The following is a 26486-nucleotide window of genomic DNA, read 5'->3' as shown; positions in this document are numbered from 1 at the left end:
GGTTTTTATGTTTTACCTTTGACGACCAATTTTTGTTCCAAAACGAGTGGAAAATCTAAAAAAATATATTCTTGCGATCGAATCATCCTGCGATGATACCTCTGCTGCCGTACTTTGCAATACAAAAGTACTGAGCAATGTGGTAGCTACACAAGAAATTCACAAGGAATATGGGGGTGTTGTCCCAGAATTGGCCTCAAGGGCACATCAACAAAATATTGTTCCCGTGGTACACCAAGCCTTGGCCAAGGCAAATATCGACAAAAAACAGCTATCTGCCATAGCATTTACACGAGGCCCCGGACTTATGGGATCCCTGCTGGTGGGCACCTCTTTTGCCAAATCTTTGGCGCTGGGTCTGGACATACCCTTGATCGAGGTAAACCACATGGAAGCTCACATTCTCGCCCATTTTATTGAGGATAAGGACCAGACTTCCCCAAGATTTCCGTTTTTGGCGATGACCATTAGTGGAGGACATACCCAAATTGTTAAGGTCACGGATTACTTTACCATGGAAGTCTTGGGCCAAACCTTGGACGATGCCGTGGGCGAAGCCTTTGACAAAAGTGCCAAATTGATGGGACTGCCCTACCCTGGTGGTCCATTGATTGATAAATATGCAAGACTGGGCAATCCAGATACTTTTACCTTTCCAAAACCAAAGGTTGATGGGCTCAACTTCAGTTTCAGTGGACTAAAGACCAGTATTCTCTATTTTTTACAACGAGAGACCCAAAAGAACCCAGATTTTGTTTCCGAAAACATGAATGATATTTGTGCTTCGGTGCAATTCACCATTCTGGAGATATTAATGGAAAAGCTGCAATTGGCTGTTGACCAGACTGGTATAAGGCAAATTGCCATCGGTGGTGGAGTAGCGGCCAATTCCGGTATTCGGGGCAGACTTAAGGATGCCGAGGAAAAGTTGGGCTGGCAAACCTTTATTCCTAAATTTGAGTATTGCACGGACAACGCCGCCATGATCGGTATTGTTGGTTACCTTAAGTTTGAAAGGGGAGTGTTCACGGACCAAAGTATTGCCGCCAAGGCACGTTACGCCATTGGCAGCTAATTAAATCAACTACCTCGGGGCAAGCCTGTCTGGCCGACAAAGGCAGGCCCGCGAGATATTCAAACGAAAAAAAATAATTCATTTCGACCTAGAACGTCGGGGAATCAAACCCTCAATGAGGGATTTAAACTTTAACTATGCAGCTTTTCTACAATCCATCGTTGGACAATAGTGCCAAGCAGTTTATTTTTCCACCCGATGAAAGCAAACACATTGTCCGGGTCTTGCGAAAATCCGAAGGAGACATTGTACACATCACCAATGGTAAAGGATATTTGTTCGAAGCTGAAATCTTGGAACCGGACCAAAAAAGATGCAGGGCACGTATTACTTCGCAGCGTAAATCAATTCCAAAAAGATATAAACTGCACTTGGTGGTAGCCCCTACAAAAATGAATGACCGATATGAATGGTTCTTGGAAAAAGCCACAGAAATAGGTGTGGATGAGATTACCCCGATCATTTGCGACCACTCCGAACGAAAAACCATTAAACTGGAACGAATGGAGCGTGTATTGCAAGCTGCCATGAAACAATCTTTGCAAACAGTTTTACCACAAATCAACCCACCAATATCCTGCAGGGATTTCTTGGAATCCGATACTACCGTTGGCCTAAAATTTATTGCACATTGCCAAAATGGAGAGAAAATGGAGTTAAAACGAAGAGTGATCGCCGACAACGATGTTACAATACTTATTGGACCCGAAGGTGATTTCTCCAAAGAAGAAATTGACCTGGCCAAAGAAAAGGGATATATCCCCATTGCCTTGGGAAGAAATCGACTCCGTACCGAGACAGCGGCCATTGTGGCCTGCACAACAGTTGCCATGATCAACAACTAATAGGGCCGCACTTTATTTTTTACAAATGAATACCCTATTTTTGAAAGACTGGTCAACTGCTTCTATATGAAACAACATACCCATTTAATTTGTACTCTGCTGTTTTTCGCAGTAACTGCAATGCATGCCCAGCAAATCGCCGTACTCAAGTATGGCGGTGGAGGCGATTGGTACTCCAACCCTACGGCACTTCCCAACTTAATTCAATTTTGTAATACCAATATTGACACAAAGATCAATCCAGAACCGGAAACGGTGGAAGCGGGGAGCGTCTCTATTTTTAAATATCCGTTTTTGCACATGACAGGGCATGGCAACGTCTTTTTCGCAGATGAAGAAGTCAAGAATTTGCGAAGCTATCTTTTGTCCGGAGGATTTTTACATATTGACGACAACTACGGTATGGAACCCTATCTGAAAAGAGAATTGGAAAAGGTTTTTCCGGACAAACCATTGGAGGAACTGGGTGCCGACCATCCCATATTTTCTCAAAAATTCAAGTTTCCAGATGGACTTCCCAAAATTCATGAGCATGATGGAAAAAGACCGCAGGCCTTTGGGATTTTTGATCGGGGAAGATTATTATTGCTCTATACCTACGAGTGCGACCTTGGGGATGGCTGGGAAGATCCAAGCGTGCACAACGACCCGGAAGAAGTTCGGTTGAAAGCCTTGCAAATGGGATCCAATATTGTGGAATATGCTTTTAAAAGTTAAAACATGAATGCTAAAACAATCGCTAACGGAATATTACGGGCAGTGGCCATTATGGTCGGTGTGGTTCTTTTAGGTTGGTTTTTTTATAAAATCCAGTCCGTATTGGCGTATTTGGCCATTGCGGCGGTTTTAGCCTTGCTGGGCAGACCCATTGTATTGTTCTTGCGAAGAAAGCTCAAGTTTCCCAATACCTTGGCCGTTGTGGTTACCATGATATTTATGCTGGCTATTTTTTTAGGGATTCTCGCCCTATTTATTCCACTGATTGCCGAACAAAGTAAAAACCTGTCCCTACTGGATATTGAAGCACTTAAAGCCGACCTTAACACACTTTACATTCAAACCTTAGACTATTTTGGTGCCTCAACGGGGGGCTTCAATACCTTGTTGAACGAATCCCGCATCGAAGAAAATGTGCTGCAAGGGATGGATTTAGGTTTTATCCCAAATTTTCTTAACTCGTTTGTTAATGCACTGAGCAATTTTAGTATTGGCCTTTTTTCCGTTCTCTTTATTTCCTTTTTCTTTTTAAAGGATAGTAAATTAATGCAAAATGGCATCTTGACTTTTGTACCGGACAACAAAGAAAGTAATCTGGTTAAATCCATTGATAAAATCAATAACCTGCTCTCCAGATACTTTGCTGGAATCTTACTTCAATTATTTATACTCTTTGTAATTTACACCATAGCACTATTGATTGTTGGCGTGGAAAATGCCATTGTTATTGCATTCTTGTGCGCCCTGTTCAACATTATCCCTTACATAGGTCCGATCATTGGGGGAGTAATTATGATTACCCTGACCATGACCAGTTTGCTCGGAGCAGATTTCAGCACCGTTATTTTGCCAAAAGCCATGTATGTTTTGATTGGTTTAACGGTAGGTCAACTCATTGATAATTTCTTTTCACAACCCTTTATTTTTTCCACAAGCGTAAAATCCCATCCCTTGGAGATCTTTCTGATTATCATCATTGCAGGGCTCTTATTTGGAGTGGTCGGAATGGTGGTCGCAGTACCCGGATATACGGCCATAAAGGTTGTTTTAAAGGAGTTTTTAACGGAATATTCATTTGTAAAGAAATTGACCAAAAACTTATAACATCAGTTTGAACGATATTATTTTAAATACTGGTGTTCAGGATTTTATATCAAAAAACATTTTTTCTGACATCATGTCAGTCCTGCTTAAAAAGCCAGTTTTTGAGGGTGTTTCCCAAAAAGAGTTGGTCGAGCAGATAGAAGCTAAGAAAAAGAGTCGGGACAAGCTGCCCACTTGGTTTGCCTCTGCCAATATCTACTACCCAAACAAACTCAATATTGAACAAACCAGTTCCGAGTCAACAGCTGAATATAAGGCCCAAATTGTAAGTGGAAAATCGTTGGTAGACCTTACGGGTGGATTTGGTGTTGACAGTTACTTTTTTTCAAAAAAAATAGCGTCTGTTTTTCATTGTGAAATCAATTCGGAGCTGAGTGAAATTTCCGCCCATAATTTTAAAATTTTAGGGCAGAACAACATAAAATGCCTGCCCAAAGATGGCATTACATTTTTAGAAGAATCAACCCAAAATTTTGATTGGATTTATGTTGACCCTTCCCGAAGAAGTGATAAAAAAGGAAAGGTTTTTCTCTTAGAGGATTGCTTGCCCAATTTACCCGAACACCTCCCTTTGATTTTTGAAAAAACACAAAACATTCTTGTAAAAACATCCCCACTGTTAGATATAAAAAAGGGGATTGAGGAACTGGAATTCGTAAAAGAGGTTCATGTTGTGGCTATCAATAACGAAGTAAAGGAACTCCTCTTTGTTTTGGAAAAAGGATACGACCGAAGCATTGGGATAAAAACCATCAATTTACTGCCAAACCGAACAGATACATTTAATTTTAAACTAGAAGAAGAACAAGACACCACTATTGAGTTTGGGGAACCTTCTGCATATTTGTACGAACCCAATGCCGCTATTTTAAAGTCCGGTGGGTTTAAGTCCGTAGCTAAAGCGTACAACCTTAAAAAACTCCACCCCCACTCCCATTTATACACTGCTGACACTCTTGTGGATTTTCCCGGGAGAAGGTTTACCATTGAAAAGACCCTTCCTTATTCCAAAAAGTCTTTGAAATCACTGACTGTTCCAAAAGCGAATATTACAACAAGAAACTTTCCGCTGTCAGTCGTAGAACTTCGTAAAAAACATAACATTAAAGATGGCGGGGGTCGTTATCTTTTTTTTACTACGGATATCAACAACAACTTGATTTTTTTGATGTGCAAAAAGGCTTAATCGTTGCATTCCCATTTAAAATTGGCGACCCTATCATTGGAGGCCGCTGAAAGGTTATAATGCCACCATTCGGTTCTGATGGACCAAAAACCGTGTGCTTCCATGGTCTCTTTAAGTAGTTTCCGATTATCCAAAATCTCTTGTGGCAAATCCAAATTATCGTGATAGGCCCTTTTCCCGAAGTAATCAAAATCGGTTCCCATATCAAGTTCGTTGCCCTCCATATCCACCAAGGTAATATCCACGGCACCACCTTTATTGTGAATGGACCCCTTATCTGGATTGGCTACATATTGTGGGTTGGGGACGATCTCCCACATTTTGTATTGTACGGAATTGGGACGATAACAATCAAAAAACTTGATTTTCACTCCTTTTTCCATAAAATCTTTATTGGCCTCAATCAATGCCCTTGCTGTTTTTACCCTTGTATAACATTCGGCACAATCGTATACTTTGGCCTTTAAAAAATTATTTTCGGTGGCATAGCGCATGTCATACGCAAAATCTTCACTAAAATCGGCCAGTCGCACAAAAGTGGTATCGGCCAATCCTTCGAATGTTTTTAAAACAGCGGCTTCCTCCTTAACAATTGTATCACTGGAAACGGAGTCCAAACGAATTGCTGTTTCGGTTTGGGCAGATTCATTTTGGTTTTTGGCTTTTTGTTTACAGCTTACCATCAAAAGAAGGCCTAGGAAAATAATCGGGTGTTTCATCAAGTTCAGTTTTTGCGTTTTTGCTCGGCCAACCAAGTGTAGAGCGAGTCGGTTGTGTAAGCCCTGTGCCATGCGTTGTGGCCTACGCCCTTGTATCTTGTGTAGCGGACATCGCGGCCCATCTCCCTTAACTTTTCCACCATCTTGTCAGATTCCTCCACATGGATTACCTCATCCTCATCGCCATGAAAAACCCAAATGGGCATGTTCTTATCTATCCAATGGGCATAGGGTAATGGCGTCATACCGCAAACTACGGCCATGGCCGCAAACCTATCCGGATATTGCGTGGCCAATTCCCAAGATGCACTTCCTCCTCTGCTCAGTCCGGTCAAGTAAATTCTATTTTTATCCACCCTATTGGTATTGACCACGGAGTCCAATAATTGGACGACTGCGTCCGTATTCCACCATTTTTGGGCGTGGGGATTTTGTGGGGCCAAGATCAAAAAGGGAAATTGTTTGCCTTCGGCCAGCATTTTTGGCGGGCCATTATATTTGACCTCTTTGATGTCCCCTCCTGATTCACCCCCGCCGTGGAGAAAGAGCAATAGGCCAAAATCCTTACCTTCCGATGAGAAATAATCTTCCGGATAATAGAGATAGTACTTTAAATTTTCTTTGGTGATGGTCTCCAGTTCTTCCTGCACCAAATGGGATTGTGCAGCACACGCCTGAAGCATAAATGTACCGGCCAATAACAATAATTTGGATAGTTTTTTTTGCATTGCGGTTACAAGTTACAAAAGTTTGTTGGCGATATCCTTCCAAGTATCCACGCGTTCAAAAGCGGTGACCGTTGTATTATGTGGTGATGTAAACATTATGGACCTACCCTCAAAAGGCTTGAGGTTCTTGCTACGGTCGTCTATGAGTACATCTCCTTTTAAAACATGTTTGTTCCCGCACAAAATTCGGTTTTGCCACGGAATAAAGGGAAAATGTTTGTCCAACCAATCCGACTTTTCCCTTAAGGACTGTGGAAACTCCATAGCTGCCGAAGCAATATATACTTCATACTTTTTGCTTAACGCCTCTAGCACTTCTTGGCTATCGGCAATTACTTTTAAATCACCAAAAAAACCATCTCGCCTAGTGTGGTCTTTTATCGATTGTTGATGTTCCTTTGGAACACATTGCCAAAATTCCTTACCATAGCAGTCTTCCAGTGTCAATTGGGCATTAAATTCTTGATTGTAAATATTTAAATGGGCATTGTAAGCATCTGCAATTACCTCGTCCATATCAACAAAAATCGTCATGGTTTATCTTTTTTTGTGAAGTACGACAAATCTTTGTAATTATTAAAACCAACCATCTAAATCTATTGTTGACGATATTGAATTTCTTTAAAAATAAACTGATTGTCCATTTAATGTCATAATGATGTTTTTGGCGTCATGTTGAACTTGTTTCAACATCTCATCCTGCTGAACATGAGCATCTTTACGTGACCCTGAATCAAGTTCAGGGTGACGTTGGTAATATTATGACACATTGCGGACATTCAATAAAATTATTATTTTTTTTCTAAAGTTTATTTCCCCTCTATAAACTTTATCGCTGGGTTTTAATTTTAGGAAATAACAATTACCTTCACAACAATATAATACGGGCTTGTCCAAAGAGTATTGAAGTACGTCATTCTGAATTTCTGTCTGCTACATGCACAGTATTCCTGATTTCGTTACATTGATAAACAAATCGTTATGAGAACCTGAATCAAGTTCAGGTTGACGAAAATCGACCTTTTAGAAAGCCTCCCATTTAAAACCAACCTTAATGTTGCCCAAAAGAAACTTTCCTGAAAAAGTCTATTTGAATGGAAAAATAGTAACGGCCGACAACGCCAAAATATCGGTTTTTGACCGCGGGTTTTTATTCGGTGATGGTATTTACGAGGTAATGATGCAATTGGAAAATGGCATTTTCTATAAAAAAGCACATTTGGACCGACTGCAGGACAACCTGGACAAAATTGGCATCCCATACAAGGTCAAGGAAATTGATGATAATCTGGACGGACTTCTTCATGCGGCTGGTTTGGAAGGGGAATCGTGCTTAATTTACATGCAAGTTACCCGTGGAGTCGCCCCCAGAAAACACTCGTACCCAAAAAACGTTCCCCCTACCGTGATGATGTATGCACTGCCATACGATCTCCCTCCCATCAACCTTAAGAACATGAAAGCCGTTTTGGAACCCGACTTTAGATGGCACAGATGCGATATCAAATCCATTTCACTATTGGGCAACATTATGACCAACGAAACGGCTATGAACGCAAATACAGATGAAGCTGTTTTGGTCCGAAACGGTGTAATTTCTGAAGGCTCCCACACCAATATTTTTTTTGTGGAAGACGGGAATGTAGTTACCCATCCGGCCAACGAACATATTTTGAACGGCATAAGCAGGCAGATTGTTATAAAACTCTGCAGGAAGTTGGAAATACCTGTTATTGAAAAGCCCGTAACAGAAAATGAGATTAAAAATATGGACGAGGCCTTTTTTACTGGCACCACTACCCAAGTGGCATCCATTGCACAATTGGGCAATCATGTTTTTTATAAAAACGATGCTATTGGAGAAGTGACAGCTAGGCTCCAAAAAGCATTTGCCGAGCTTAGAACAATGGATTCATCCCAAATAACACTATAGAAGAAACTATTCCTAGAATTTTACATGAACACAAAATCAGAAACAGCTTTTTAGAAAATAATAATATACTTGATTATGAAACAACTCACATTCGGTCTCATTATGACCTTTGGCCTGTTATCCGGTTCGATAATGGCCCAGGAAGAAATTGAAAAAAAATACACCAAGGAAGTAGAACGTTTGGCCAAGAAAAAACAGGTCAAAAAAGCTTTTGAATTGATAAAGGCCCAAAAAGATCAAACTACGGAAGACCTGATTGTTTTAACAGAAGTTTTGGCCCCTCCCTTTATGGAAGATGAGCGGGGTAAAGTCTTTACCAAAATGTTGAAAGAAGCTGGTGTTGATAGTATTTGGACAGACAAGGTCGGGAATGTCATCGGGTTACGAAAAGGTACGTCCGGCCAATCGGGCTATGTTGGGGTCGATGCCCACTTGGATGTAGTTTTCCCAGAGGGAACCGATGTTACCGTTAAAAAAGTGGGGGACACATTAAAAGCCCCAGGGATTGGTGATGATACACGTGGCTTGGCCATGCTTATCAGCATGCTTAAAGCTATGAACAAGGCGGATATAAAAACTGAAAAAGACCTATTAATTGTTGGGTCCGTTGGTGAGGAAGGTCTTGGGGACCTACGGGGCATGAAATACATGTTCAATGAATCGGGATTGGACATTGATTCTTGGATCGCTATTGATGGTGGTGGTTTGGGAAGAATAAGCAATGCTGGATTGGGCTCCAAACGTTATAAATTGCTCATAAAAGGGCAAGGTGGACATTCTTGGGGAGCTTTTGGCCTTGCCAACCCTCATCATGCTTTGGGAAAAGCCATAGCTTTTTTTTCCAAGGATGCATGGGAATATACTTCTGGAGATATCCCTAAAACAAGTTTTAATGTTGGTAGAATTGGTGGTGGTACTTCTGTAAATTCCATTCCATTTGAGTCTTGGATGGAGGTCGATATGCGTGCTATCAATCCCAAAAACCTTGATGAAATCGAGTCCATCTTTAAAGCCTCTGTGGAAAAAGCCATAACAGAATACAATGCCAGCGGTGTGCGTGGCAAGGTTAGCTACGAGCTCATAAAAATTGGTGATAGGCCATCAGGGGAACTGCCTGCTTCACTACCCTTGATTCAAAGAACCATGGCTGCCACCAAGTATTTTGGGGAGACCCCACGTTTGGGGCGCGGTTCGACCAACATCAACATACCGGTATCCAAAGGAATTCCGGCCGTATGTATTGGTCGTGGCGGACAAGGGGGCGGAGCGCATTCCTTGCACGAGTGGTACTTGAACGATGAAGAGGGCGATGAATCCATTCAATTGGCATTGTTGATCGCCTTGTCACAAGCAGGCCTCAGCAAATAGAAAATCGAAGACCCGTAATCAAATCATACTGCTCTGTCCCATCGAGCACAGTCGACATGTTATCAGATTCAAAGTCTTAAAAATGAGGCCTTCCCGAAAGCTTTCGGGACGCTCGACCAGACAACTTTTTATTTATATGATTGATCGTGGACAATCAGTATAAAAAAATGGTTTGCCGCGCTATGCGAGCAAACCATTTCATAAACTCAATTTTTATTTAAACTACTGGGCTTTTATATCAATTACTCAGTTTTGGTAAAAACCAATGCTTTACCCCTATTTTGCGTTACAATAATATAGGGGTGTCCTCCATCTGCCCTTTCAACCTGTATCATATCTTTTGCATCACCGGTGACTTTAAATCCGCTTTCCTCGGCATTTTTAAACTCAAACGTTCCTTTGTTGTCTCCGAGCAAAACACCGCCGTTAAAAGCATCATATCTACCAATAAAAGCCTCATTGCCAAAATCGTTTCCAATCATGAGCACATCGGTAGAGGCGTTGCCCCCTGCCTGTGTTGTAATCATACATTTTATGGGTGACGATTGTGTTTGCCATGGAAGTCTGCCCATCTTGAACTGTCCGTTGCCATCATTCTCAAAATAGGTGGTTTGATCGTGATTTGCCATTAATTCATCGGCTCCCTCAAGCTCTTCGGGCGTAAACAGACCACTCTTGGTGGTCGTGGCAAATTCCCTGAAATAATTGAACTTTTTCCTGAACATAGGACTTTGGCTCATAAGATCACCCCAAAAATTAACGGGGTAGGGCTGGAATGTCGAGTCTTCAAAATCGCTTTTAAAATACGCGAACATTACAGGGTCAATAGCTCCATTGTTGTCAAAATCCTTGGCCAACATGGTAACTGGTCTTTCTTCGGAAGGGTTGTATAGATTGTTCTCCCCCAAGTTCCCAGCAAGTAAATCCACATCGCCATCGCCATCAAAATCTTCTGCCAAGACACATTCCCACCAACCTGATAGTTGTTGTATTCCTGTTTGGTCCATTTGCTGAAAGGAATCCTTTTTGTTCATAAAAATGGTTACTGGCATAAATTCGCCCACCAAAATAAGATCCTTCAAACTGTCGTGATCCAAATCGGCCCATTTGGCATCGGTTATCATTCCTGGGGTCCTGAGTGCTTTACTGTATGCCTCGGTCACATCGACCAATTTTCCTTTTTCGTTTTTCAACAGATAGCAATTATCCGGTTTGGGATATTGTGAAAAAGGGGTTCGTCCGCCAACAAATAGATCCACATAGCCATCTCCATCAAAGTCTTCGGCCTCTACTACCGATCCACTGGAATTTATCTCCGGCATTTTATCTTTTGCCATGGTAAACTTGCCATTGCCCTGATTGATCATTAGGTAATCATGATAATATGGTGAGTCCAAATCAAACTCGTTGCTTCCGGAAACCATATAAAGGTCAAGGTCTCCATCATTGTCCAAATCAAAAAGGGAAATACTTGTCTCTTCGTATTTTTTATATTCTTCGCCTTCGAACAAAGATGTGCTGGTAAAAGTTCCCTTGGAATCTTGCATAAAAATCGTTGGGGAATGCCCGGATGAGCTTCCAATGATAAAATCTTCAAAGCCGTCCCCATTGATGTCCCCCTTTGCAAGCCGGGGTCCATTCTGTGTTAGTTTGTGGGGCAATGTAGGTTGTAGGTAAAAATCGGCCTTATCTGTTTCCTTATGGATATAATTGACACCTATTTGCTCCGATATTTCTTGATATATGGTCTTGAGCTGTTTTGGTGCCAAAGGAAATGCCAATTCGCGGTCACTTAAAGGAGTGGCTTCACCATGATCAATACTCAGGGTTTGGTTACTTGGTACATCGGTTAACACCTGGAATTTTCCATCTGGCCATACTATTTCGAGGGATGTAATTGTTTTTTGAGGCCCCAAACCAAAATGGGCCATACTTTGTACTGTTGATAAATAGCCCCTGTTCAACTGATGCTCGTAATATTGAAAGGTTCCGTCCCCAAAACGTAGGGCCACCTTGGTGCCCAGACCTGCTTGATTGTTTTTTGGGCCTTTCAAATCCAACTGAAGGAAATTTTTATCCTCTTTTTGCTTTGCTTCGAGGTTGTTTTTGAAAAGAAAGGCTTCATCATTGATGTTGTTCACCACATAATCCAAGTCACCATCGGCATCCAAATCGGCAAATGCTGCTCCGTTTGAAAAGGAAGGGATACTCAATCCCCATGCTTCACCTACATCCTTAAACTGACCATCACCTTCATTTCGGTAAGCGTAATTGGGTATTTTGACCACTGGAATGGAATCCAAAATTTGGGCCGTACTAAGATATTTTTGAACATTGAAATTGAATTCACCAAAATCCAGGTCGGTGATGTCTCGTGGAAAACCATTGGTGATCAATATATCCTTTCGTCCATCGTTATCGGCATCAACAAAAAGTGGTGACCAGCTCCAATCGGTTTTGGCGATGCCCGCCATAAGGCCAATTTCACTATAGGGCATATCGGGACCTTGCCCCATTTGAAGCATGTTACGCATATATTGATAGTCGTATCCATACCTGTCATTCATGTGATAATCATTGTACTTAGTTGATTTGATTGTTGTTTTTAACCTGTAATTTGTTTCCCCGAGCATATCCAATGTAAGAATATCGAGATAGCCATCATTGTTAAAGTCGGCTACATCGGAGCCCATGGAGAATTTGCTTTGATGCTTTACAAACTCACTTATTTTATCGGTAAATGTCCCATCCCCATTATTAATGTACATGATGTCATTGCTCAGATAATCGTTGCTTACATAAATATCTGGCCAACCGTCGTAATCCAGATCGGAAATGGCCACGCCAAGACCGTACCCTTCAATGGTAATGCCCGCCTCTATGGTTACATCAGTAAAGGTATTGTCGCCATTGTTTCGGTATAAACGGTCGTTGCTCAAAGAGGAACCATCGGTGATCTTTTCCCTATAGTTTGCCGGCAGTACATGTATATCCACATTGTTAAGCACGTATAAGTCCAAAAAGCCATCTTTGTTATAGTCTATAAATGCTGCATTCATGCTATTGCCGGTATCCGCAACGCCATATTCCTTGGCCATTTCTTTAAAAATAGGAATGCCGCCATCATCCACTCCTTGATTTATATAGAGCATATTGGCCTTTTCCTCGGGGCTTGCATACATTGCGGCGCAGACATAAATATCAAGAAGTGAATCATTGTTTATGTCGATTACAGCGGCACCTGTTTTCCATTTATCCGCCGCTTCCACACCGGATACCTCGGTTACGTCCTTAAACTCAAAATCGCCTTGGTTGAGGTATAACTTGTTGGTCACTTGGTTACCTGTAAAAAAAAGGTCGGGCTTGCCATCATTATTAAAGTCACCTACGGCAACCCCTCCTCCATTAAAAATGTATTCGCTTGTGAGAATATTGAAACTATCGGTCTCAACTATTTTATTGTTGAATGTAATGCCGGAATGGTCGGATGAGATTGAAGTAAACAAAGTGTCCTCTTGTTTCTTGGAACAAGAAATGACCAGTAATGAAGCCACTGCAATTAAAATATAACTTTTATTCACTGTGCTGAAGTTTTTACGGGTTAACCAAAATTCAGATGAGACACCAATGTTTGAACGTTGCAAACTGTTGTTCATCAAAAAGAAATTGGATTTATTTTTTTAGCTGATGGTCGCTCCTAATACTAAAAATACAAATTCAGGTACTGTATTTGAACCATCTACGGTTAATGTTCAATTAATAATGGTTAATTTTTAATTAATAGGATTTGTCTATAATTAAAATAGGTTGCCAATGTATTTTGGCAACCTATTTACTAACTCGAATTAAATTAAACTAACTCAGACTACTATTATTAATAACCGGTATTCTGTGTCAATACACCTCCACTTTGGTCGATTGCATTGATCGGAATTGGGAAAAGGTCATGTTTGTCTTGGTATGTACCAAATTTGGAATCGTAATTTGATTGGTCGAAATCTTCACCTTCGTTTTGAATGTAGGTATTGATGGTTTCTTTAGCATTGCCCCATCTTCTCAAATCGAACAATCTGTGTCCTTCCATACCTAATTCCAAACGACGCTCAAAACGGATTGCTTTTCTTGCAAGGTCTTGGCTTCCAAAAGAAGCATAAGGCTCAATTTGATAATTGGCAGCATCCCCAGTGTCATCAACTGTTTGTACCGGGGTCATATTCTTTGCCCTATTACGTACTCTGTTAACATATTCCACGGCCAAAGGTAAATTTGGGCTGGACTGTTCTGTAGCCGCCTCAGCTGCCATCAACAGTACGTCTGCAAATCGCATTACGTTATAGTTGATACCAGACCAGTCAGAACCCCAACCACCTGTACCGCGGTTGGCATCCACCTCATCTGCTTGGTATACATTCTTTTTAGGCAAATAAGGTCCGGAAATATCTCCAAAAGATGCCCTTATCCATTCCTTTCCAGGGTTTAGCCCGAAACCATTGTAATCAATTCCTCTACGGGATACCGTATAATCCAATCTTGGATCTAGCGGCCCTGTATGAGGTGTAAAAGGTTCATCACTATTGATTCCGTAATCATTAGTCACATCAGTTGCTGCATAGGAATCTAACAATGGTAATCCTGAACCATCCGTTTGGTAGGCGTTAACCAAATCTTGAGTAGGCTGATAAAAACCACAGCAAGTACCCAATGGTCCGCCGCCAGGGAAGTTCAAGGTACCGGCACCGTTTCCGTTGAAGGAACGTCCATCATCCGAAGCAAATTGAATGGCGAACATGGATTCCGGTCCATTTTCTCCCGCAGCATTAAAGTTGTCCACAAATTGCTCGTTCAATGAGTAAGGCCCATTGTTGATCACATCGTTGAACAATGGCAAGGCCTGCTCATATTTTCCTTGGTACAAATAGGCTTTACCTAAAAATGCCTTTGCTACCCAAGCATTTGCTCTACCCACGACGATATCGTCACCCAATCTATCGATAGCCGCTTGAAAATCGGCTTCAATTTCTGCCCAGATTGGACCTGGATTGGGTTGGTTGAACTCTTGATTGACCAAATTCTCTACAGTGATAAATGGTACATTTCCGAAAAATTTCTGAAGTTCAAAATTATAATATCCTCTAAGAAAAAGGGCTTCCCCTTCTTGCTGGGAGAAATCACCCTCCTCAATCTGATTGATCAAATCAAGCACCGCATTACAACGGTTAACACCTCCAAAGAGGGCACTCCATCGTCCTAAAAACCAGCTGTTCCCGGTTTGCCAGTCCAAGGTTTCAACCTGAAACAATGCAGTATTGTCCCCATCTTCACTTCCTCTATGCGCATCGTCAGACACCACATCGGCCCACCAGTTGTCTCCACCGGCAGCAACTCCTTCCCCCTGTCTGTTAATACGCTCTCCATCCATTGCGGAATAGGCAGCCGTCAACTTTAAATCAACACCCGTTGCATTTTGCAGGGCTTCATCTGAAAGTGCTCCTGTCGCCGGTTTTTCCGTGAAATCTTCACTACAGGCCCATAGCAATAGACCTGCCATTATTGTTGAATATAATATCTTCTTTCTCATTTTTTTAAAATTTTAGATTAACTCCGAAGGAATAAATTGAAGCTATGGGATAATTGTTATCCGAAACCCCTATGGTAAGGTTGTCTATAGCTCCACCATTAAATCTAGGTTGTAGCTCTGGATCTACTCCATCATAACCAGTTATAGTGAACAAATTGGTACCTTGAAGGTAAAAACGGACACTATCCATTCCCAAATAACCGGAAACCTCATCATTAAAGGTATATCCAATTTGTAGGTTCTTCAATCGCATGTACGAGCCATCTTCCACAAAGAAAGAGTTTGCTGTACCTTCATTGTTCGTAATACTCTGACTTAATGCAGGCAGTTCCGCATCCAAATTATCAGGAGTCCATGAATCCATTACACGAACACTTCTGTTGGCATCGAAGAAAGAAGGAAAATCGGTATACACCTTATCGTTGTTAAATATTTCGTTTCCTTGGGAACCTTGGAAGAAGGCCGACATATCGAAGCCTTTGTAACCCAATGTCAAGTTAACCCCATAAGTGAAATCCGGGTGGGGCGAACCGATAAAGGTCCTATCGTCATCATTGATTACTCCGTCATTGTTCAAATCTCGATATCGGAATCTTCCAATCCCATCAGCATTTGAGTCAAACCCTTGAGATGGTGCATTGGCCACTTCGGATTCCGAAGCAAAAATTCCATCCACTATTCTACCGTAGAAAGATGATATTGGTTGTCCTTCCTGTGTTCTTGTAACGGTTCCAGTAGTCCTAAAGCCGCCGAAACCTGTTTGGAAGGCGCTTATAAGGTCTACCACCTCATTTTTGTAACTAGAGAAGTTAACATCTATTCCATAACTAAAGCCAGAGTCGGTCTGATCTCTATAGCTCAAAGTTGCATCCACACCCTTGTTCTCTATGGAACCTAAGTTCACAAAAGGAGGTGCGGCATCAATTGCCGTTGAACTAAATAATTGTTCATCTTGGTTGATCAAATCCTTTGTGGTAATGGTAAAGTATTCTGCAGCAAGGTTCAGTCTATTGTCAAAGAAACCAAGTTCTATACCAAAGTTAGTGGTCTCACTAGTCTCCCATCTCAAATTCGGGTTACCTGCAGCCGATAAAAGCGCACCTTGTGCTGCCCCACCACTACCGGTATACACGTAGTTAGCATATTGCTCACTCAATACGGAAATATTGATAGTTGGGTTGTTCACAGGAAGTGTTTGGTTACCCAACTGACCCCATGAACCTTTCAACTTTAATCTACTCATAAAGGAGTCAACAGGCCAAAAGGATTCGTTGCTCACTACCCACCCTGCGCTGAATGAAGGGAAGATATCGCTCTTGTTGTCACCAACAAATCTAGATGACTCATCACGACGAACCGTAGCCGTCAACAAATAACGACCATCATAATCGTAATTAACCGTTCCAAACAAGGAGAACAATGAAGATGCATTATCATAGGCGTAAGCCACATTGGCCGCGCCACCACCATTGCTCAACAAATAGTAGTCCGGTGTTTCGAAGAAATAATTCGTTCTGGAAATTTCTTTTCCTTTACCATGATTATCCAAAGCCTCGATACCGATCAATGCGTTGACGCTATGGTCACCGAAAGACTTGTTGTAATTCAAAGTATTGGTCCATACCCACTCGTAAGTATCTTGATCGGCCTCAGTCAAAGTATTTGTTGCAAGAGGCTCGGGAGATTCTGGTATCAACGCTCTAAAACGTCTATCGTTATAAGCTCTGATGGAACCACCGAGGGATGTTTTAAATTGTAAGCCGTCCAAAATATCCAATGTAGCATAGATATCACCGAATACTCTAAAGGTTTTGGCAAAATTATCTTTTTGTCGGGTAGCTTCTGCCACAGGGTTATTTGGGTTGGCAAGGCCATTAGCATTGCTATAGCTACCTGCAAAGTTGCCCTCTGCATCATACACGGGAACCAAAGGAGACATTCTCGTGGCAAAGTTGTACCAAGATTGCCCTCCACTTCTTCTGTCAAAAGAAATATTGACGTGTTCCCCAACTCGGATTCTATCCCCAATTTTAAATTCGGAATTCAATCTAGCATTTCCTCTTTTAAAACCAGTGTGGATTTGAATCCCTTGACGGTTCAGATACCCAGCTGAGAAAAGGAATTTCGATTTCTCGTTACCATTTTCCAAGGTAATGGAGGCATTTTGGGTAATTGCCGTTCTGTAAATTTCGTCCAACCAGTCTGTTCCATTTGGCCTAACATTCATAGTCACAGGAACATCACCCTGTATTGTTGAGGGAACCACCGGGCTTGGACCATCACCATACTGAATATGTGAAGGAGTACCTCCATCATTCAAAATACTTTGCCAAATCATTTCGCCATGTTGTTGGGCATTAAGCATCTCAGGTACATTGGCCGCGGTAGAAAAACCTGTGTACATATCCAGTGAAACCTTTGCCGTATTAAGGTTATAGCCACCACTTTTGGTAGTTACAATAACAACACCGTTGGATGCCCTTGCCCCATAAATGGCGGCAGCACCATCCTTAAGTACGTTCATCTGCTCGATATCGGCAGGATTTATTGAGTTTAAGATACCAGGGTCGTCAGTCTGCACTCCATCAATAATATATAAGGGATCGTTGCTGTTACCTGTTCCGTAACCCCTAATACGCACTACTGGAGCAGCTCCAGGCGAACCGTTATTGGTAATTGTAACACCCGAAACACGTCCTTGTAAGGCTTCCGCGGCATTAACAACAGGGGTTTTTGTAGCCTCTGCCACATCCACAGTTCCCACGGAACCTGTTAATTCGCCTCTTGTTTGGGTACCATACCCTGTTACCACTACCTCATCCAAGGCCGCAGCATCCTCCTCCATAGTAACATCAATGGCAGTATTGCCATTTACTGGAATTTCCAAAGTTTTAAAACCTACGTAGGAAAAAACCAAGGTAGCATCAGAAGCAGCCGTAATGGAATAATTACCATCAAAGTCTGTCTGTGTACCATTAGTGGTACCCTTTACAATAACGTTGGTACCAGGTAAAGGGGTTCCAAAATTATCCACAACTGTACCTGTTATGGTTACTTGGTAAGGGGGCGAAGTGGCTTCACCCAAGTCCGGGGCAGCTGCTAATGCAGATCCACCCACCAACATCATTGTCATCGACAAAAAGAATGTCTGAAACGTTTTTACCGTATCAGCCCATCTTGTCAAAATCTGAATTTTGTTTTGATTCATAGATAGTCTATTTAGTTTAGTTATTTTGATTGATCTCGACCGTGCATATTGTCTCAATCAGGAACAATAATAGTTAAAATTTTACAATTGGCAATATTTTAACATTATATATTACAAAAATAAAATTCAACTCCCTGATAAAATGCGATTTGATATTTATGAAAAATCCGCAGCCAACTGTACATGGCGGTCAAACCAGTGTTTAATGAGCTATAAACATTCCTTTTTTTTGCGTTTAAAAAACAACAAAAAAGCACCTAATTGTTATGGTTCAACCTGTTATTGATCAGCACATTTTCCACCCAAAAAATTCTCAGTGACCTTTAACATTTGAAGGCAGCGATTAAATCTCCACAACATTGACCATTTTTAGGTGGATTGCCATCAATTGTTTTGGTGTTGGACCAATTGGCAATTTCTCACCCTTGCGGCTACCGTGCAAAATAAAGTTGATAAAATATTTCTGTATGGGTATCGTAGTTTCCTTCTAAATTACCATTTTTAACATTGACCCGAACAGGAAGTGCATTGTTTTTTTTCCTTTGGCCGTTCCGGAAGCCAGAGACACGGCCAAAACATGTTTTTATATTCTCAATTCACCCCTATTTATTGTATCAATTTGTTACAATAATATCTTCTTTTTTTCGTAATTATATTTTTTTGATGTAAATTTTGCGATGTTTACAACATGCTACCATTAAAATCAGAACATATAACCAATATTGCCTATGATACGGTAATCTTAGGTTTTACTGGAAAAGAATTGAAAATATTGATCTTGGAATATCAAAATTCCGGTCAATTTGCATTGCCAGGAGGATTTATCCGGCGAGATGAAGATTTATACGATGCTGTTAAAAGAGGGGTCCGGGAAAGAACGGGCCTGGAAAAAATTCATCTGGAACAGTTTCATACGTTTGGAAAAAAGAACAGGGACAGTTCCTACCCCTTCAAAAAGATTGCTGCCGGAAAAGGCTATTCCATATCTTCCGACCACTGGGTTTTGGATAGATTCATTACCATTGGATATTACGCGTTGATCAACTACAACCAAGTACAGCCCACTCCCGACAAATTTTCGGATTCCATCAATTGGTATGACATCAACAAGTTGCCAACTTTAATGATAGACCACGCAGAGATTGTTGAAAAAGCATTGGAGTCCATTAGAAATGACCTTGGCAAGAAACCCATCGGAGAAAATCTTTTGCCCGAAAAGTTTACCATGAAGGAATTACAAAAAGTGTATGAGACCATTCTAAACAAAGAATTTAGACGTACCACCTTCCAACGGAAAATGCTTAGTATGGATATTTTAAAACGACATGAGAAATTGTATACCGGTGCGGCCAACAAGGCCCCTTACCTTTATAGTTTTGACAAGGAAAAAGTAGAAAAGACATAAATTATAACAAAATCGCCATAAAAAATGGAGAAATAATCCTAACCTTTAATTCCTAAACCGAATACGCAAATGCCAAACTTTAATATAGATGCCGACCCCAAACACACCTATGATGCCATTGTAATCGGCTCAGGAATCAGTGGAGGGTGGGCCGCCAAAGAACTTTGTGAAAAAGGACTAAAAACCTTGGTTTTGGAGCGTGGTCCCGTAGTGGAACATCCAAAAGACTACACCACAGCCCACCTGGATCCTTGGGATATGGAGCTTCGGGGAGGATTAACCCCTGAACAACAAAAAAAACACTATAAAGGCATCCGGTCAGGTTTTATAGGCCAAGATACCGAACATTTTTACGCTAACGACGAGGAAAATCCCTATACCGAGGTTAAACCATTCCTTTGGATACGGGGACACCAAATGGGCGGTCGTTCACTATTGTGGGGAAAACAGACCTACCGTTGGAGCGAAATGGATTTTGAAGCGAATGCCAAGGACGGTCACGGGGTGGATTGGCCCATTCGGTATAAAGACTTGGAGCCTTGGTACACCTATGTGGAGAAGTTTGCCGGAATTAGCGGAGAGGCTCTTGGCCTGCCACAACTTCCCGATAGTCATTTCCTCCCTCCCATGGAGTTGAACTGTGTGGAAAAACACATCAAAAAACGCATTGAACGCGACTTCCCCGAAAGGCACATGATCATAGGCCGTGTGGCGCATTTGACCCAACCCTTAAATGGTAGGGGACAATGCCAATACCGGAACAGATGTAGCCGCGGGTGTCCTTACGGCGCTTATTTTAGCAGTAATGCCGTAACTCTTCCAGCAGCCAATGCAACTGGGAATCTTACATTTAGACCATACTCCATTGTGCAGTCCATTATGTATGATGAAGGAACGGGCAAAGCATCCGGTGTACACATTATTGATGCCGAAACCAATGAAGATATCGAGTTCAAGGCCAAAATTGTTTTTTGTAACGCTTCTACCTTGAGTACCACCCAAATATTACTCAATTCCACTTCCAATCGTTTTCCCGAAGGAATGGGCAACGATAGCGGTGAGCTGGGCCATAACTTAATGGATCACACCTACCGTGTGGGGGCACTGGGCAAGGTTGAAGGCTTTGAGGACAAATACTACAGTGGTCGCCGACCCAACGGAATTTATATCCCCCGTTATTGGAACATCGACGAAAACTCCAAAACGGATAAATTTTTACGTGGTTTTGGTTATCAAGGTGGGGGTTATCGCATGGGGAACAATGAAGCGGCCAATCGTAAAGAATTCGGTGGCCATTACAAGGACAGCATCATGAAACCTGGGCCATGGGAATTCTTCATCACAGGTTTTGCCGAGTGTTTGCCCTATCACGATAACAAAGTGTTCCTCAACAAGGAAGTAACCGATAAATGGGGACAACCTACTTTGTCCATAGATTGTGAGTACAAGGAAAACGAATTGGCCCAGAACAAACAAATTCAAGAAGATGCCGTAGAAATGCTCGAAAAAGCTGGGGTAAAAGATGTTCTTGGGTTTGATAATGAACATGAACCCGGATACGGTGTTCATGAAATGGGAACCGCACGCATGGGTCGTGACCCAAAAACATCGGTTTTAAACGGAACCAATCAGGTGCATGGCGTAAAAAATGTCTTTGTGACCGATGGCGCCTGTATGACCTCCAACTCTTGTGTAAATCCATCACTTACCTATATGGCACTTACCGCAAGGGCTGCCGATTATGCCGTGAAAGAACTCAAAAAAATGAACATTTGATTATGGACCGTAGAAAAGCTTTAAAATTCACAGGAAGCATGGCCGCAGCTGCCGTTGCAGGGCCATCATTACTTTCACTGCTGCAATCTTGTAAAAATGAAACACGGGTTGATTGGCAACCGCAATTCTTGACCATGGACGAAGCGGCATTCGTGTCCAAAATAGTGGATATCATCTTACCGCGCACCGAAACACCCGGGGCTTTGGATGTAAAAGTCGATATTTTTATTGATAAAGTCTATGCCCAATTATATGATGCAGACGGTCAAAACCATGTTAGAAAAGAAATAGAAAAGTTCAACGCCGATTGTGTTTCCGATTTTGGCGACAGCTTTGTAAACCTTTCCGAATCCGACCAAATCAAAGTATTGGAAAAGGCCGAACAAAACTCGGGACAATTTGGAAGCGGAGTTTGGGGAACCACAGTAGGAAACCCAAAACCCGTAGGTTTTTATAGATCCTTAAAATCAACGGCACTGTGGGGCTATTTTACCTCCGAGGAAATCGGTGAAAATGTATTGAATTACGACCCAATTCCCGGTGCCTATAATGGATGCCTACCTTTAAGCGAAGTAGGCAATAAATGGAGCCTATAATGGATTCTAAAAATTTTTACATCAACCGAAGAAAATTTCTGACCAGCACCTCTGCTGCCTTGGCCTTATCATCATTTGGTGCGTATGGCATGGAATTGATGTATTCTTCGAAAAAGTGGAATGTAGGGCTAATAGGCTGTGGTTGGTACGGGGTAAGTGATTTGTTTAAACTGATTCAAGTAGCCAATATCGAAGTGGTATCACTCTGCGATGTGGACAAAAAACATCTGGAAGAAGCTGCACATTTGGTGTCCCAGCGACAAAAATCCGGTAAAAAGCCAAGATTGTACAGCGATTACCGTAAAATGCTGGCTGAAAAAGACTTGGATATTGTTCTTATCGGTTCCCCAGACCATTGGCATGCGCTACAAGCTATAGAAGCGATGGAGGCGGGCGCCCACCTCTATCTCCAAAAACCCATTAGCCTCGACGTTTTGGAAGGCGAAGCCATTTTGGCCACTGCCCGAAAATTGGGCAAAAAAGTACAAGTAGGCACCCAACGCAGAAGCACGCCCCACTTGATCGAGGGCAAGAAAAATATTATCGATGCCGAACTATTGGGAAAAATATCCCATGTAGAAATGTGCTGTTACTATCACATGCGTTGGAATGCCAATCCGCCAGTACAACAAATCCCCGATCATTTTGATTACGATTTTTGGTCCGGGCCCGCCCCGTTAAGGCCTTTTGTAGGCCTTCCGCACGGAAGATGGCGGGCATTTATGGAGTATGGTAACGGTATTGTGGGCGATATGTGCGTTCATATGCTGGATGCCGTTCGGTGGATGCTCGGCCTCGGATGGCCCAAAAAAGTCAGCTCAACCGGAGGGATTTACGTGCAAAAAGATTCCATAGCCAATATTTCCGACACACAAACCGCCATTTTCGAATTTGAAGAGCTCAATTGCGTATGGCAGCATCGTAGTTGGGGCAATCCCACGGACCCAGATTACCCTTGGGCATTTTTTATTTATGGCGAAAAAGGAACTTTTAAGGGAAGTGTGTTCCAATACGAGTTTATTCCCAACGATGGTAAAACCATTAAAAAGGAAGTGGTTTACGAGCGTGAAAAATATCCAGGGGATTTAAAGGAAAAGGATATCGAGCTCCATACCGCACCAGCTACACGGGGCCACATGTTGGATTTGTTGGATGCCATCGAAAGTGATAGATTTCCTGTTGCCGATGTAGAGCAGGGCCATATTTCCACAGCCAGTTGCATTATGGCCAACCTTGCCATGGGATTGGAACGCCCATTGGTTTATAATCCACAAAAAAGGATTATTGTTGATGATGCGGAAGCCTCTGCATTGCTCAAACACCAGTATCGAGGGCCATGGCAACATCCCTCGGAAACCATTTTATGATCAAACAAACCCACTATCAACATAAAAATTGATAGCCATCAGAACCAAAATGACAAAATTCAACCTTTTATTGCCACTCCTATTCATGTCTTTTTCCGTTATGGCGCAACAAGACCATAAACGAACCATTGTTACCACCGATGGTGAAATAGACGATGTGGACACCTTTATCCGTTTTTTGATGTACACCAACGAATTTGATACCGAAGGTTTAATTTATTCCAGTTCCATGTGGCATTGGAAAGGAGATGGAAAGGGAACCACCATGGTCTCCGAAATGGAAATGACCCGCAATATATATGGGGAACGCAGCGAATTGAGATGGCCAGGGACCACTTGGATACAGGAATTGTTGGCGGAATATGAAAAGGTACACCCAAACTTGGTCGTTCACGACAAAAATTACCCCTCTGCTGATGAGCTTTTGGCACTGGTAAAAGTAGGCAACATAGAGTTTGAGGGGGAAATGGGCAAACGTACCGAAGGTTCAAAATGGATAGCAAAAAAATTACTGGATGATGACCCGCGCGAAATTTTTCTTCAGGCCTGGGGCGGAACCAATACCATCGCCCGAGCCCTAAAATCCATAGAGGAGGACTATTCCAACCATAAAGATTGGGAAGCCATCAAGGAAAAAGTATCGGAAAAGGCCATTATCTATACCATTATGGACCAAGATGCCACCTACAAAAAATACATAGGGCCCAATTGGCCCAATATACGGGTCTTTTACAATGCCAACCAATTTTGGTGCTTTGCCTACCCATGGAAACAAGTGGTTCCCAAGAGCCAGCAACCCTATTTGGAAGGTAGTTTTATGGGGCCGAACATCATCAATAACCATGGTCCGTTGTTTACAAAATATTATTCCTACGGGGATGGGCAAAAACAAGAAGGAGATCCTAATCATTTTGAAGGGGATATTTCAAAAATTGCACCTACAGAGCGTGGCAATTTTTCCAAATACGATTTTATCTCCGAAGGAGATTCCCCTGCTTTTTTACATTTGGTGGATGTTGGACTGGATAACTACGAAGACCCGTCCCGAGGCGGTTGGAGCGGTCGTTTTGAGCAATCAACCGAAAATCCGTACCGATATGAAGATGGGGAAGCCTCGGCCGACCTAAATCCCGAAACGGGAGAAATGGACAAAAGCTATCCTCAGACCCGTTGGATAAAACCCATGCAACTCGATTTTGCCGCACGGGCGGATTGGTGCATCAAACCTTTTGAAGAAGCCAATCATCCACCAAAGATCAAAGTGGCCGAAGGAAATTCGATGACTGCAAGTCCAGGACAAACGATCGCTCTTAATCTTTCAGCAGAAGATGTTGACGAACACCCTGTTTATTTTAAGGTTTGGCCTTATGCCGAAGCTGGTGATGGGGCTGCGACCGTTGAATTAAAAACTGATATGGCATCGGTCAAAATTCCAAAGACAGCCAAAAATGGTGAACAGTACCACATCATTGTTGAAGGTACCGATACTGGCTTTCCTGCTTTGACCAGGTACCAAAGAGTTATCATTTCAATCAAATAAATTAGAGAACATACTAACGCTTAATTAAAAAACCCTCCCCTTTTGCTTCTAACCAGTCTGCTCATCATCATTGTTTTATTGGTACTTATCCTAACAAAAAAAATGAGTGCCATGGCTGCCCTGATTTTGGTACCCGTAGTAGGTGCTTTACTTGCTGGATTTGGCTGGGAAACGTTTGATTTTGCGTTGGAAGGAATCAAAAGCATTGCCCCTGTTGTGGCCATGTTCGTATTTGCTATCCTATTTTTTGGGATCCTGACCGATGCGGGAATGTTCAATCCCATTATAAACACCATTTTAAAATGGGTGGGCACCAACCCAACCTTAATTGCCATTGGCACTGCCTTGTTGGCCATGACCGTACATTTTGATGGCTCGGGGGCCACCACCTTTTTAATTGTAATTCCTGCCATATTGCCCCTTTATGAAAAACTCCAAATGGATCGTCGCGTTTTGGCTTGCGTCGTATCCTTGGCAGCAGGCACCATGAACATGCTTCCATGGGGCGGCCCAACCATCCGTGCAGCCTCAGCACTCAACTTAAGTGTGGCCGAGATATATTCCCCTATTATGCTACCACAGATTTGTGGACTTTTATTTGTTGTTTTTATTGCCTGGCGGTTGGGCAAGAAAGAATCCAGACGCCTCAATATTCAAAAAAATACAGTTGCCAAGGAAGAAATTAAAGCCATGGAGACAGATGTGCCGACCATGCCTTCCAAAACCAGAAACTTTTGGCTCAATGTCATCATAACCATTTTGGCACTTGCCTTTTTAATTTCAGGTACCGTTCCTCCCGCCCTGGTTTTTATGATCGGAACAGTCTTGGTTTTGATGTTGAACTTTCCAAGTCTGGAAAAACAAAAAGATTTAATTTTTTCTCATTCAAGAGCCGCTATTTTGATGGCTTCCATATTGTTGGCCGCTGGCGTTTTTACAGGAATTATGAAAGAATCGGGCATGATAGCCAACATGGCCGAAAGTGCCGTGGACGTTATTCCGACCGCTGCAGGTGAAAGATTACCGCTTATTCTTGCGGTGCTGAGTATGCCACTCAGCTTTTTGTTCGACCCTAATTCGTTCTATTTTGGATTTTTGCCCATATTGGCACAAACGGGCAACGAATTTGGTATAGCCTCTGCAACCATGGGGCAAGCAGCCATCATGGGACAGATGACCACGGGCTTCCCTTTAAGTCCCTTGACGTCCGCAACCTTTTTATTGATCGGTTTGGCAAAAGTTGATTTAGCGGACCATCAAAAGTTTACTTTTAAATACGCCTTTTTGACCACATTGGTCATGACATTGGTTTCAGTTTTAATTGGAGTGATTCCCATATAA

19 protein-coding genes are annotated in these 26486 nt (G+C 42.2%); 13 read left to right on the top strand and 6 right to left on the bottom strand.

Annotated features, from left to right (window positions below; translation table 11 throughout):
- Positions 1-46: 46 nt before the first annotated feature.
- The 5 genes from tsaD (at position 47) to MURRU_RS11335 (ending at position 4927) form a co-directional block, all read left to right on the top strand.
- A complete protein-coding gene (gene tsaD, locus MURRU_RS11355) occupies positions 47-1075 on the top strand; it encodes a tRNA (adenosine(37)-N6)-threonylcarbamoyltransferase complex transferase subunit TsaD (RefSeq protein ID WP_014033611.1) in 1029 nt (342 codons plus the stop codon).
- Positions 1076-1212: 137 nt separating this feature from the next.
- Positions 1213-1920, top strand: coding sequence for a 16S rRNA (uracil(1498)-N(3))-methyltransferase (locus MURRU_RS11350; RefSeq protein WP_014033610.1), 708 nt, complete (start codon positions 1213-1215; stop codon positions 1918-1920).
- A gap of 66 nt (positions 1921-1986) precedes the next feature.
- Entirely contained in the window at positions 1987-2637 is a 651-nt protein-coding gene (locus tag MURRU_RS11345; RefSeq protein ID WP_041801475.1) for a DUF4159 domain-containing protein, read from the top strand.
- Between the two features lie 3 nt (positions 2638-2640).
- A complete protein-coding gene (locus MURRU_RS11340; RefSeq protein ID WP_014033608.1) occupies positions 2641-3741 on the top strand; it encodes an AI-2E family transporter in 1101 nt (366 codons plus the stop codon).
- Positions 3742-3748: 7 nt separating this feature from the next.
- On the top strand, positions 3749-4927 hold the full coding sequence (locus MURRU_RS11335) for a THUMP-like domain-containing protein (protein ID WP_014033607.1): 1179 nt from the start codon (positions 3749-3751) through the stop codon (positions 4925-4927).
- Here the strand turns inward: MURRU_RS11335 and MURRU_RS11330 are convergent.
- Genes MURRU_RS11330 through MURRU_RS11320 form a run of 3 tightly spaced genes read right to left on the bottom strand, consistent with a single transcriptional unit; the run spans position 4924 to position 6908 of the window.
- Positions 4924-5646, bottom strand: coding sequence for a M15 family metallopeptidase (locus MURRU_RS11330; protein WP_014033606.1), 723 nt, complete (start codon positions 5644-5646; stop codon positions 4924-4926). The genes MURRU_RS11335 and MURRU_RS11330 overlap by 4 nt on opposite strands.
- 5 nt (positions 5647-5651) lie before the next feature.
- Positions 5652-6374, bottom strand: coding sequence for a carboxylesterase family protein (locus MURRU_RS11325; protein ID WP_014033605.1), 723 nt, complete (start codon positions 6372-6374; stop codon positions 5652-5654).
- A 12-nt stretch (positions 6375-6386) separates the two neighbouring features.
- Positions 6387-6908, bottom strand: coding sequence for a 5' nucleotidase, NT5C type (locus MURRU_RS11320; protein ID WP_014033604.1), 522 nt, complete (start codon positions 6906-6908; stop codon positions 6387-6389).
- Positions 6909-7428: 520 nt separating this feature from the next.
- On the opposite strand from MURRU_RS11320, the gene MURRU_RS11315 reads away from it, so the two are divergent.
- The gene (locus MURRU_RS11315; protein WP_014033603.1) at positions 7429-8307 is read left to right on the top strand and encodes an aminotransferase class IV; all 879 of its coding nucleotides are present in this window, start codon (positions 7429-7431) and stop codon (positions 8305-8307) included.
- 75 nt (positions 8308-8382) lie between these two features.
- Positions 8383-9675 (top strand): M20/M25/M40 family metallo-hydrolase, encoded by a 1293-nt coding sequence (locus tag MURRU_RS11310; protein WP_014033602.1) that lies wholly within the window; start codon positions 8383-8385, stop codon positions 9673-9675.
- Between the two features lie 242 nt (positions 9676-9917).
- Here MURRU_RS11310 and MURRU_RS11305 read toward each other — a convergent pair whose 3' ends face one another.
- The 3 genes from MURRU_RS11305 to MURRU_RS11295 all read right to left on the bottom strand — a co-directional run bounded on the left by MURRU_RS11305 (position 9918) and on the right by MURRU_RS11295 (position 18461).
- On the bottom strand, positions 9918-13256 hold the full coding sequence (locus tag MURRU_RS11305; protein WP_041801956.1) for a VCBS repeat-containing protein: 3339 nt from the start codon (positions 13254-13256) through the stop codon (positions 9918-9920).
- 293 nt (positions 13257-13549) lie between these two features.
- On the bottom strand, positions 13550-15253 hold the full coding sequence (locus tag MURRU_RS11300; RefSeq protein ID WP_014033600.1) for a RagB/SusD family nutrient uptake outer membrane protein: 1704 nt from the start codon (positions 15251-15253) through the stop codon (positions 13550-13552).
- A gap of 4 nt (positions 15254-15257) precedes the next feature.
- The gene (locus tag MURRU_RS11295) at positions 15258-18461 is read right to left on the bottom strand and encodes a SusC/RagA family TonB-linked outer membrane protein (RefSeq protein ID WP_014033599.1); all 3204 of its coding nucleotides are present in this window, start codon (positions 18459-18461) and stop codon (positions 15258-15260) included.
- 688 nt (positions 18462-19149) lie between these two features.
- Here MURRU_RS11295 and MURRU_RS11290 point away from each other — a divergent pair.
- From MURRU_RS11290 to MURRU_RS11265, 6 genes are all read left to right on the top strand, one after another.
- Positions 19150-19866, top strand: coding sequence for an NUDIX hydrolase (locus MURRU_RS11290; RefSeq protein ID WP_014033598.1), 717 nt, complete (start codon positions 19150-19152; stop codon positions 19864-19866).
- A 69-nt stretch (positions 19867-19935) separates the two neighbouring features.
- The gene (locus tag MURRU_RS11285) at positions 19936-21642 is read left to right on the top strand and encodes a GMC oxidoreductase (RefSeq protein WP_014033597.1); all 1707 of its coding nucleotides are present in this window, start codon (positions 19936-19938) and stop codon (positions 21640-21642) included.
- Between the two features lie 2 nt (positions 21643-21644).
- Positions 21645-22238 carry a gluconate 2-dehydrogenase subunit 3 family protein gene (locus tag MURRU_RS11280; RefSeq protein ID WP_014033596.1) on the top strand — a complete coding sequence of 198 codons (594 nt, stop codon included), beginning with the start codon at positions 21645-21647 and terminating at the stop codon, positions 22236-22238.
- The gene (locus MURRU_RS11275) at positions 22238-23605 is read left to right on the top strand and encodes a Gfo/Idh/MocA family protein (protein WP_014033595.1); all 1368 of its coding nucleotides are present in this window, start codon (positions 22238-22240) and stop codon (positions 23603-23605) included. Before MURRU_RS11280 ends, MURRU_RS11275 begins: the two co-directional genes overlap by 1 nt.
- Before the next feature lie 49 nt (positions 23606-23654).
- The gene (locus tag MURRU_RS11270) at positions 23655-25145 is read left to right on the top strand and encodes a DUF1593 domain-containing protein (RefSeq protein WP_041801953.1); all 1491 of its coding nucleotides are present in this window, start codon (positions 23655-23657) and stop codon (positions 25143-25145) included.
- A gap of 42 nt (positions 25146-25187) precedes the next feature.
- Positions 25188-26486: a CitMHS family transporter gene (locus MURRU_RS11265; RefSeq protein ID WP_014033593.1), complete on the top strand. Its 1299-nt coding sequence runs from the start codon at positions 25188-25190 to the stop codon at positions 26484-26486.

Source organism: Allomuricauda ruestringensis DSM 13258 (assembly GCF_000224085.1).
Taxonomy (GTDB): Bacteria; Bacteroidota; Bacteroidia; order Flavobacteriales; family Flavobacteriaceae; genus Flagellimonas; species Flagellimonas ruestringensis.
The sequence above is the reverse complement of the archived record's forward strand: the minus strand, read 5'-3'. Positions and strand labels throughout refer to the sequence as shown.

Coding starts and splice junctions, on each gene's coding strand:
- MURRU_RS11350 (WP_014033610.1), top strand. CDS start 1,213: ATGCAGCTTTTCTACAATCCATCGTTGGACAATAGTGCCAAGCAGTTT.
- MURRU_RS11345 (WP_041801475.1), top strand. CDS start 1,987: ATGAAACAACATACCCATTTAATTTGTACTCTGCTGTTTTTCGCAGTA.
- MURRU_RS11340 (WP_014033608.1), top strand. CDS start 2,641: ATGAATGCTAAAACAATCGCTAACGGAATATTACGGGCAGTGGCCATT.
- MURRU_RS11330 (WP_014033606.1), bottom strand. CDS start 5,646: ATGAAACACCCGATTATTTTCCTAGGCCTTCTTTTGATGGTAAGCTGT.
- MURRU_RS11325 (WP_014033605.1), bottom strand. CDS start 6,374: ATGCAAAAAAAACTATCCAAATTATTGTTATTGGCCGGTACATTTATG.
- MURRU_RS11320 (WP_014033604.1), bottom strand. CDS start 6,908: ATGACGATTTTTGTTGATATGGACGAGGTAATTGCAGATGCTTACAAT.
- MURRU_RS11315 (WP_014033603.1), top strand. CDS start 7,429: ATGTTGCCCAAAAGAAACTTTCCTGAAAAAGTCTATTTGAATGGAAAA.
- MURRU_RS11310 (WP_014033602.1), top strand. CDS start 8,383: ATGAAACAACTCACATTCGGTCTCATTATGACCTTTGGCCTGTTATCC.
- MURRU_RS11300 (WP_014033600.1), bottom strand. CDS start 15,253: ATGAGAAAGAAGATATTATATTCAACAATAATGGCAGGTCTATTGCTA.
- MURRU_RS11295 (WP_014033599.1), bottom strand. CDS start 18,461: ATGAATCAAAACAAAATTCAGATTTTGACAAGATGGGCTGATACGGTA.
- MURRU_RS11290 (WP_014033598.1), top strand. CDS start 19,150: ATGCTACCATTAAAATCAGAACATATAACCAATATTGCCTATGATACG.
- MURRU_RS11285 (WP_014033597.1), top strand. CDS start 19,936: ATGCCAAACTTTAATATAGATGCCGACCCCAAACACACCTATGATGCC.
- MURRU_RS11280 (WP_014033596.1), top strand. CDS start 21,645: ATGGACCGTAGAAAAGCTTTAAAATTCACAGGAAGCATGGCCGCAGCT.
- MURRU_RS11275 (WP_014033595.1), top strand. CDS start 22,238: ATGGATTCTAAAAATTTTTACATCAACCGAAGAAAATTTCTGACCAGC.
- MURRU_RS11270 (WP_041801953.1), top strand. CDS start 23,655: ATGACAAAATTCAACCTTTTATTGCCACTCCTATTCATGTCTTTTTCC.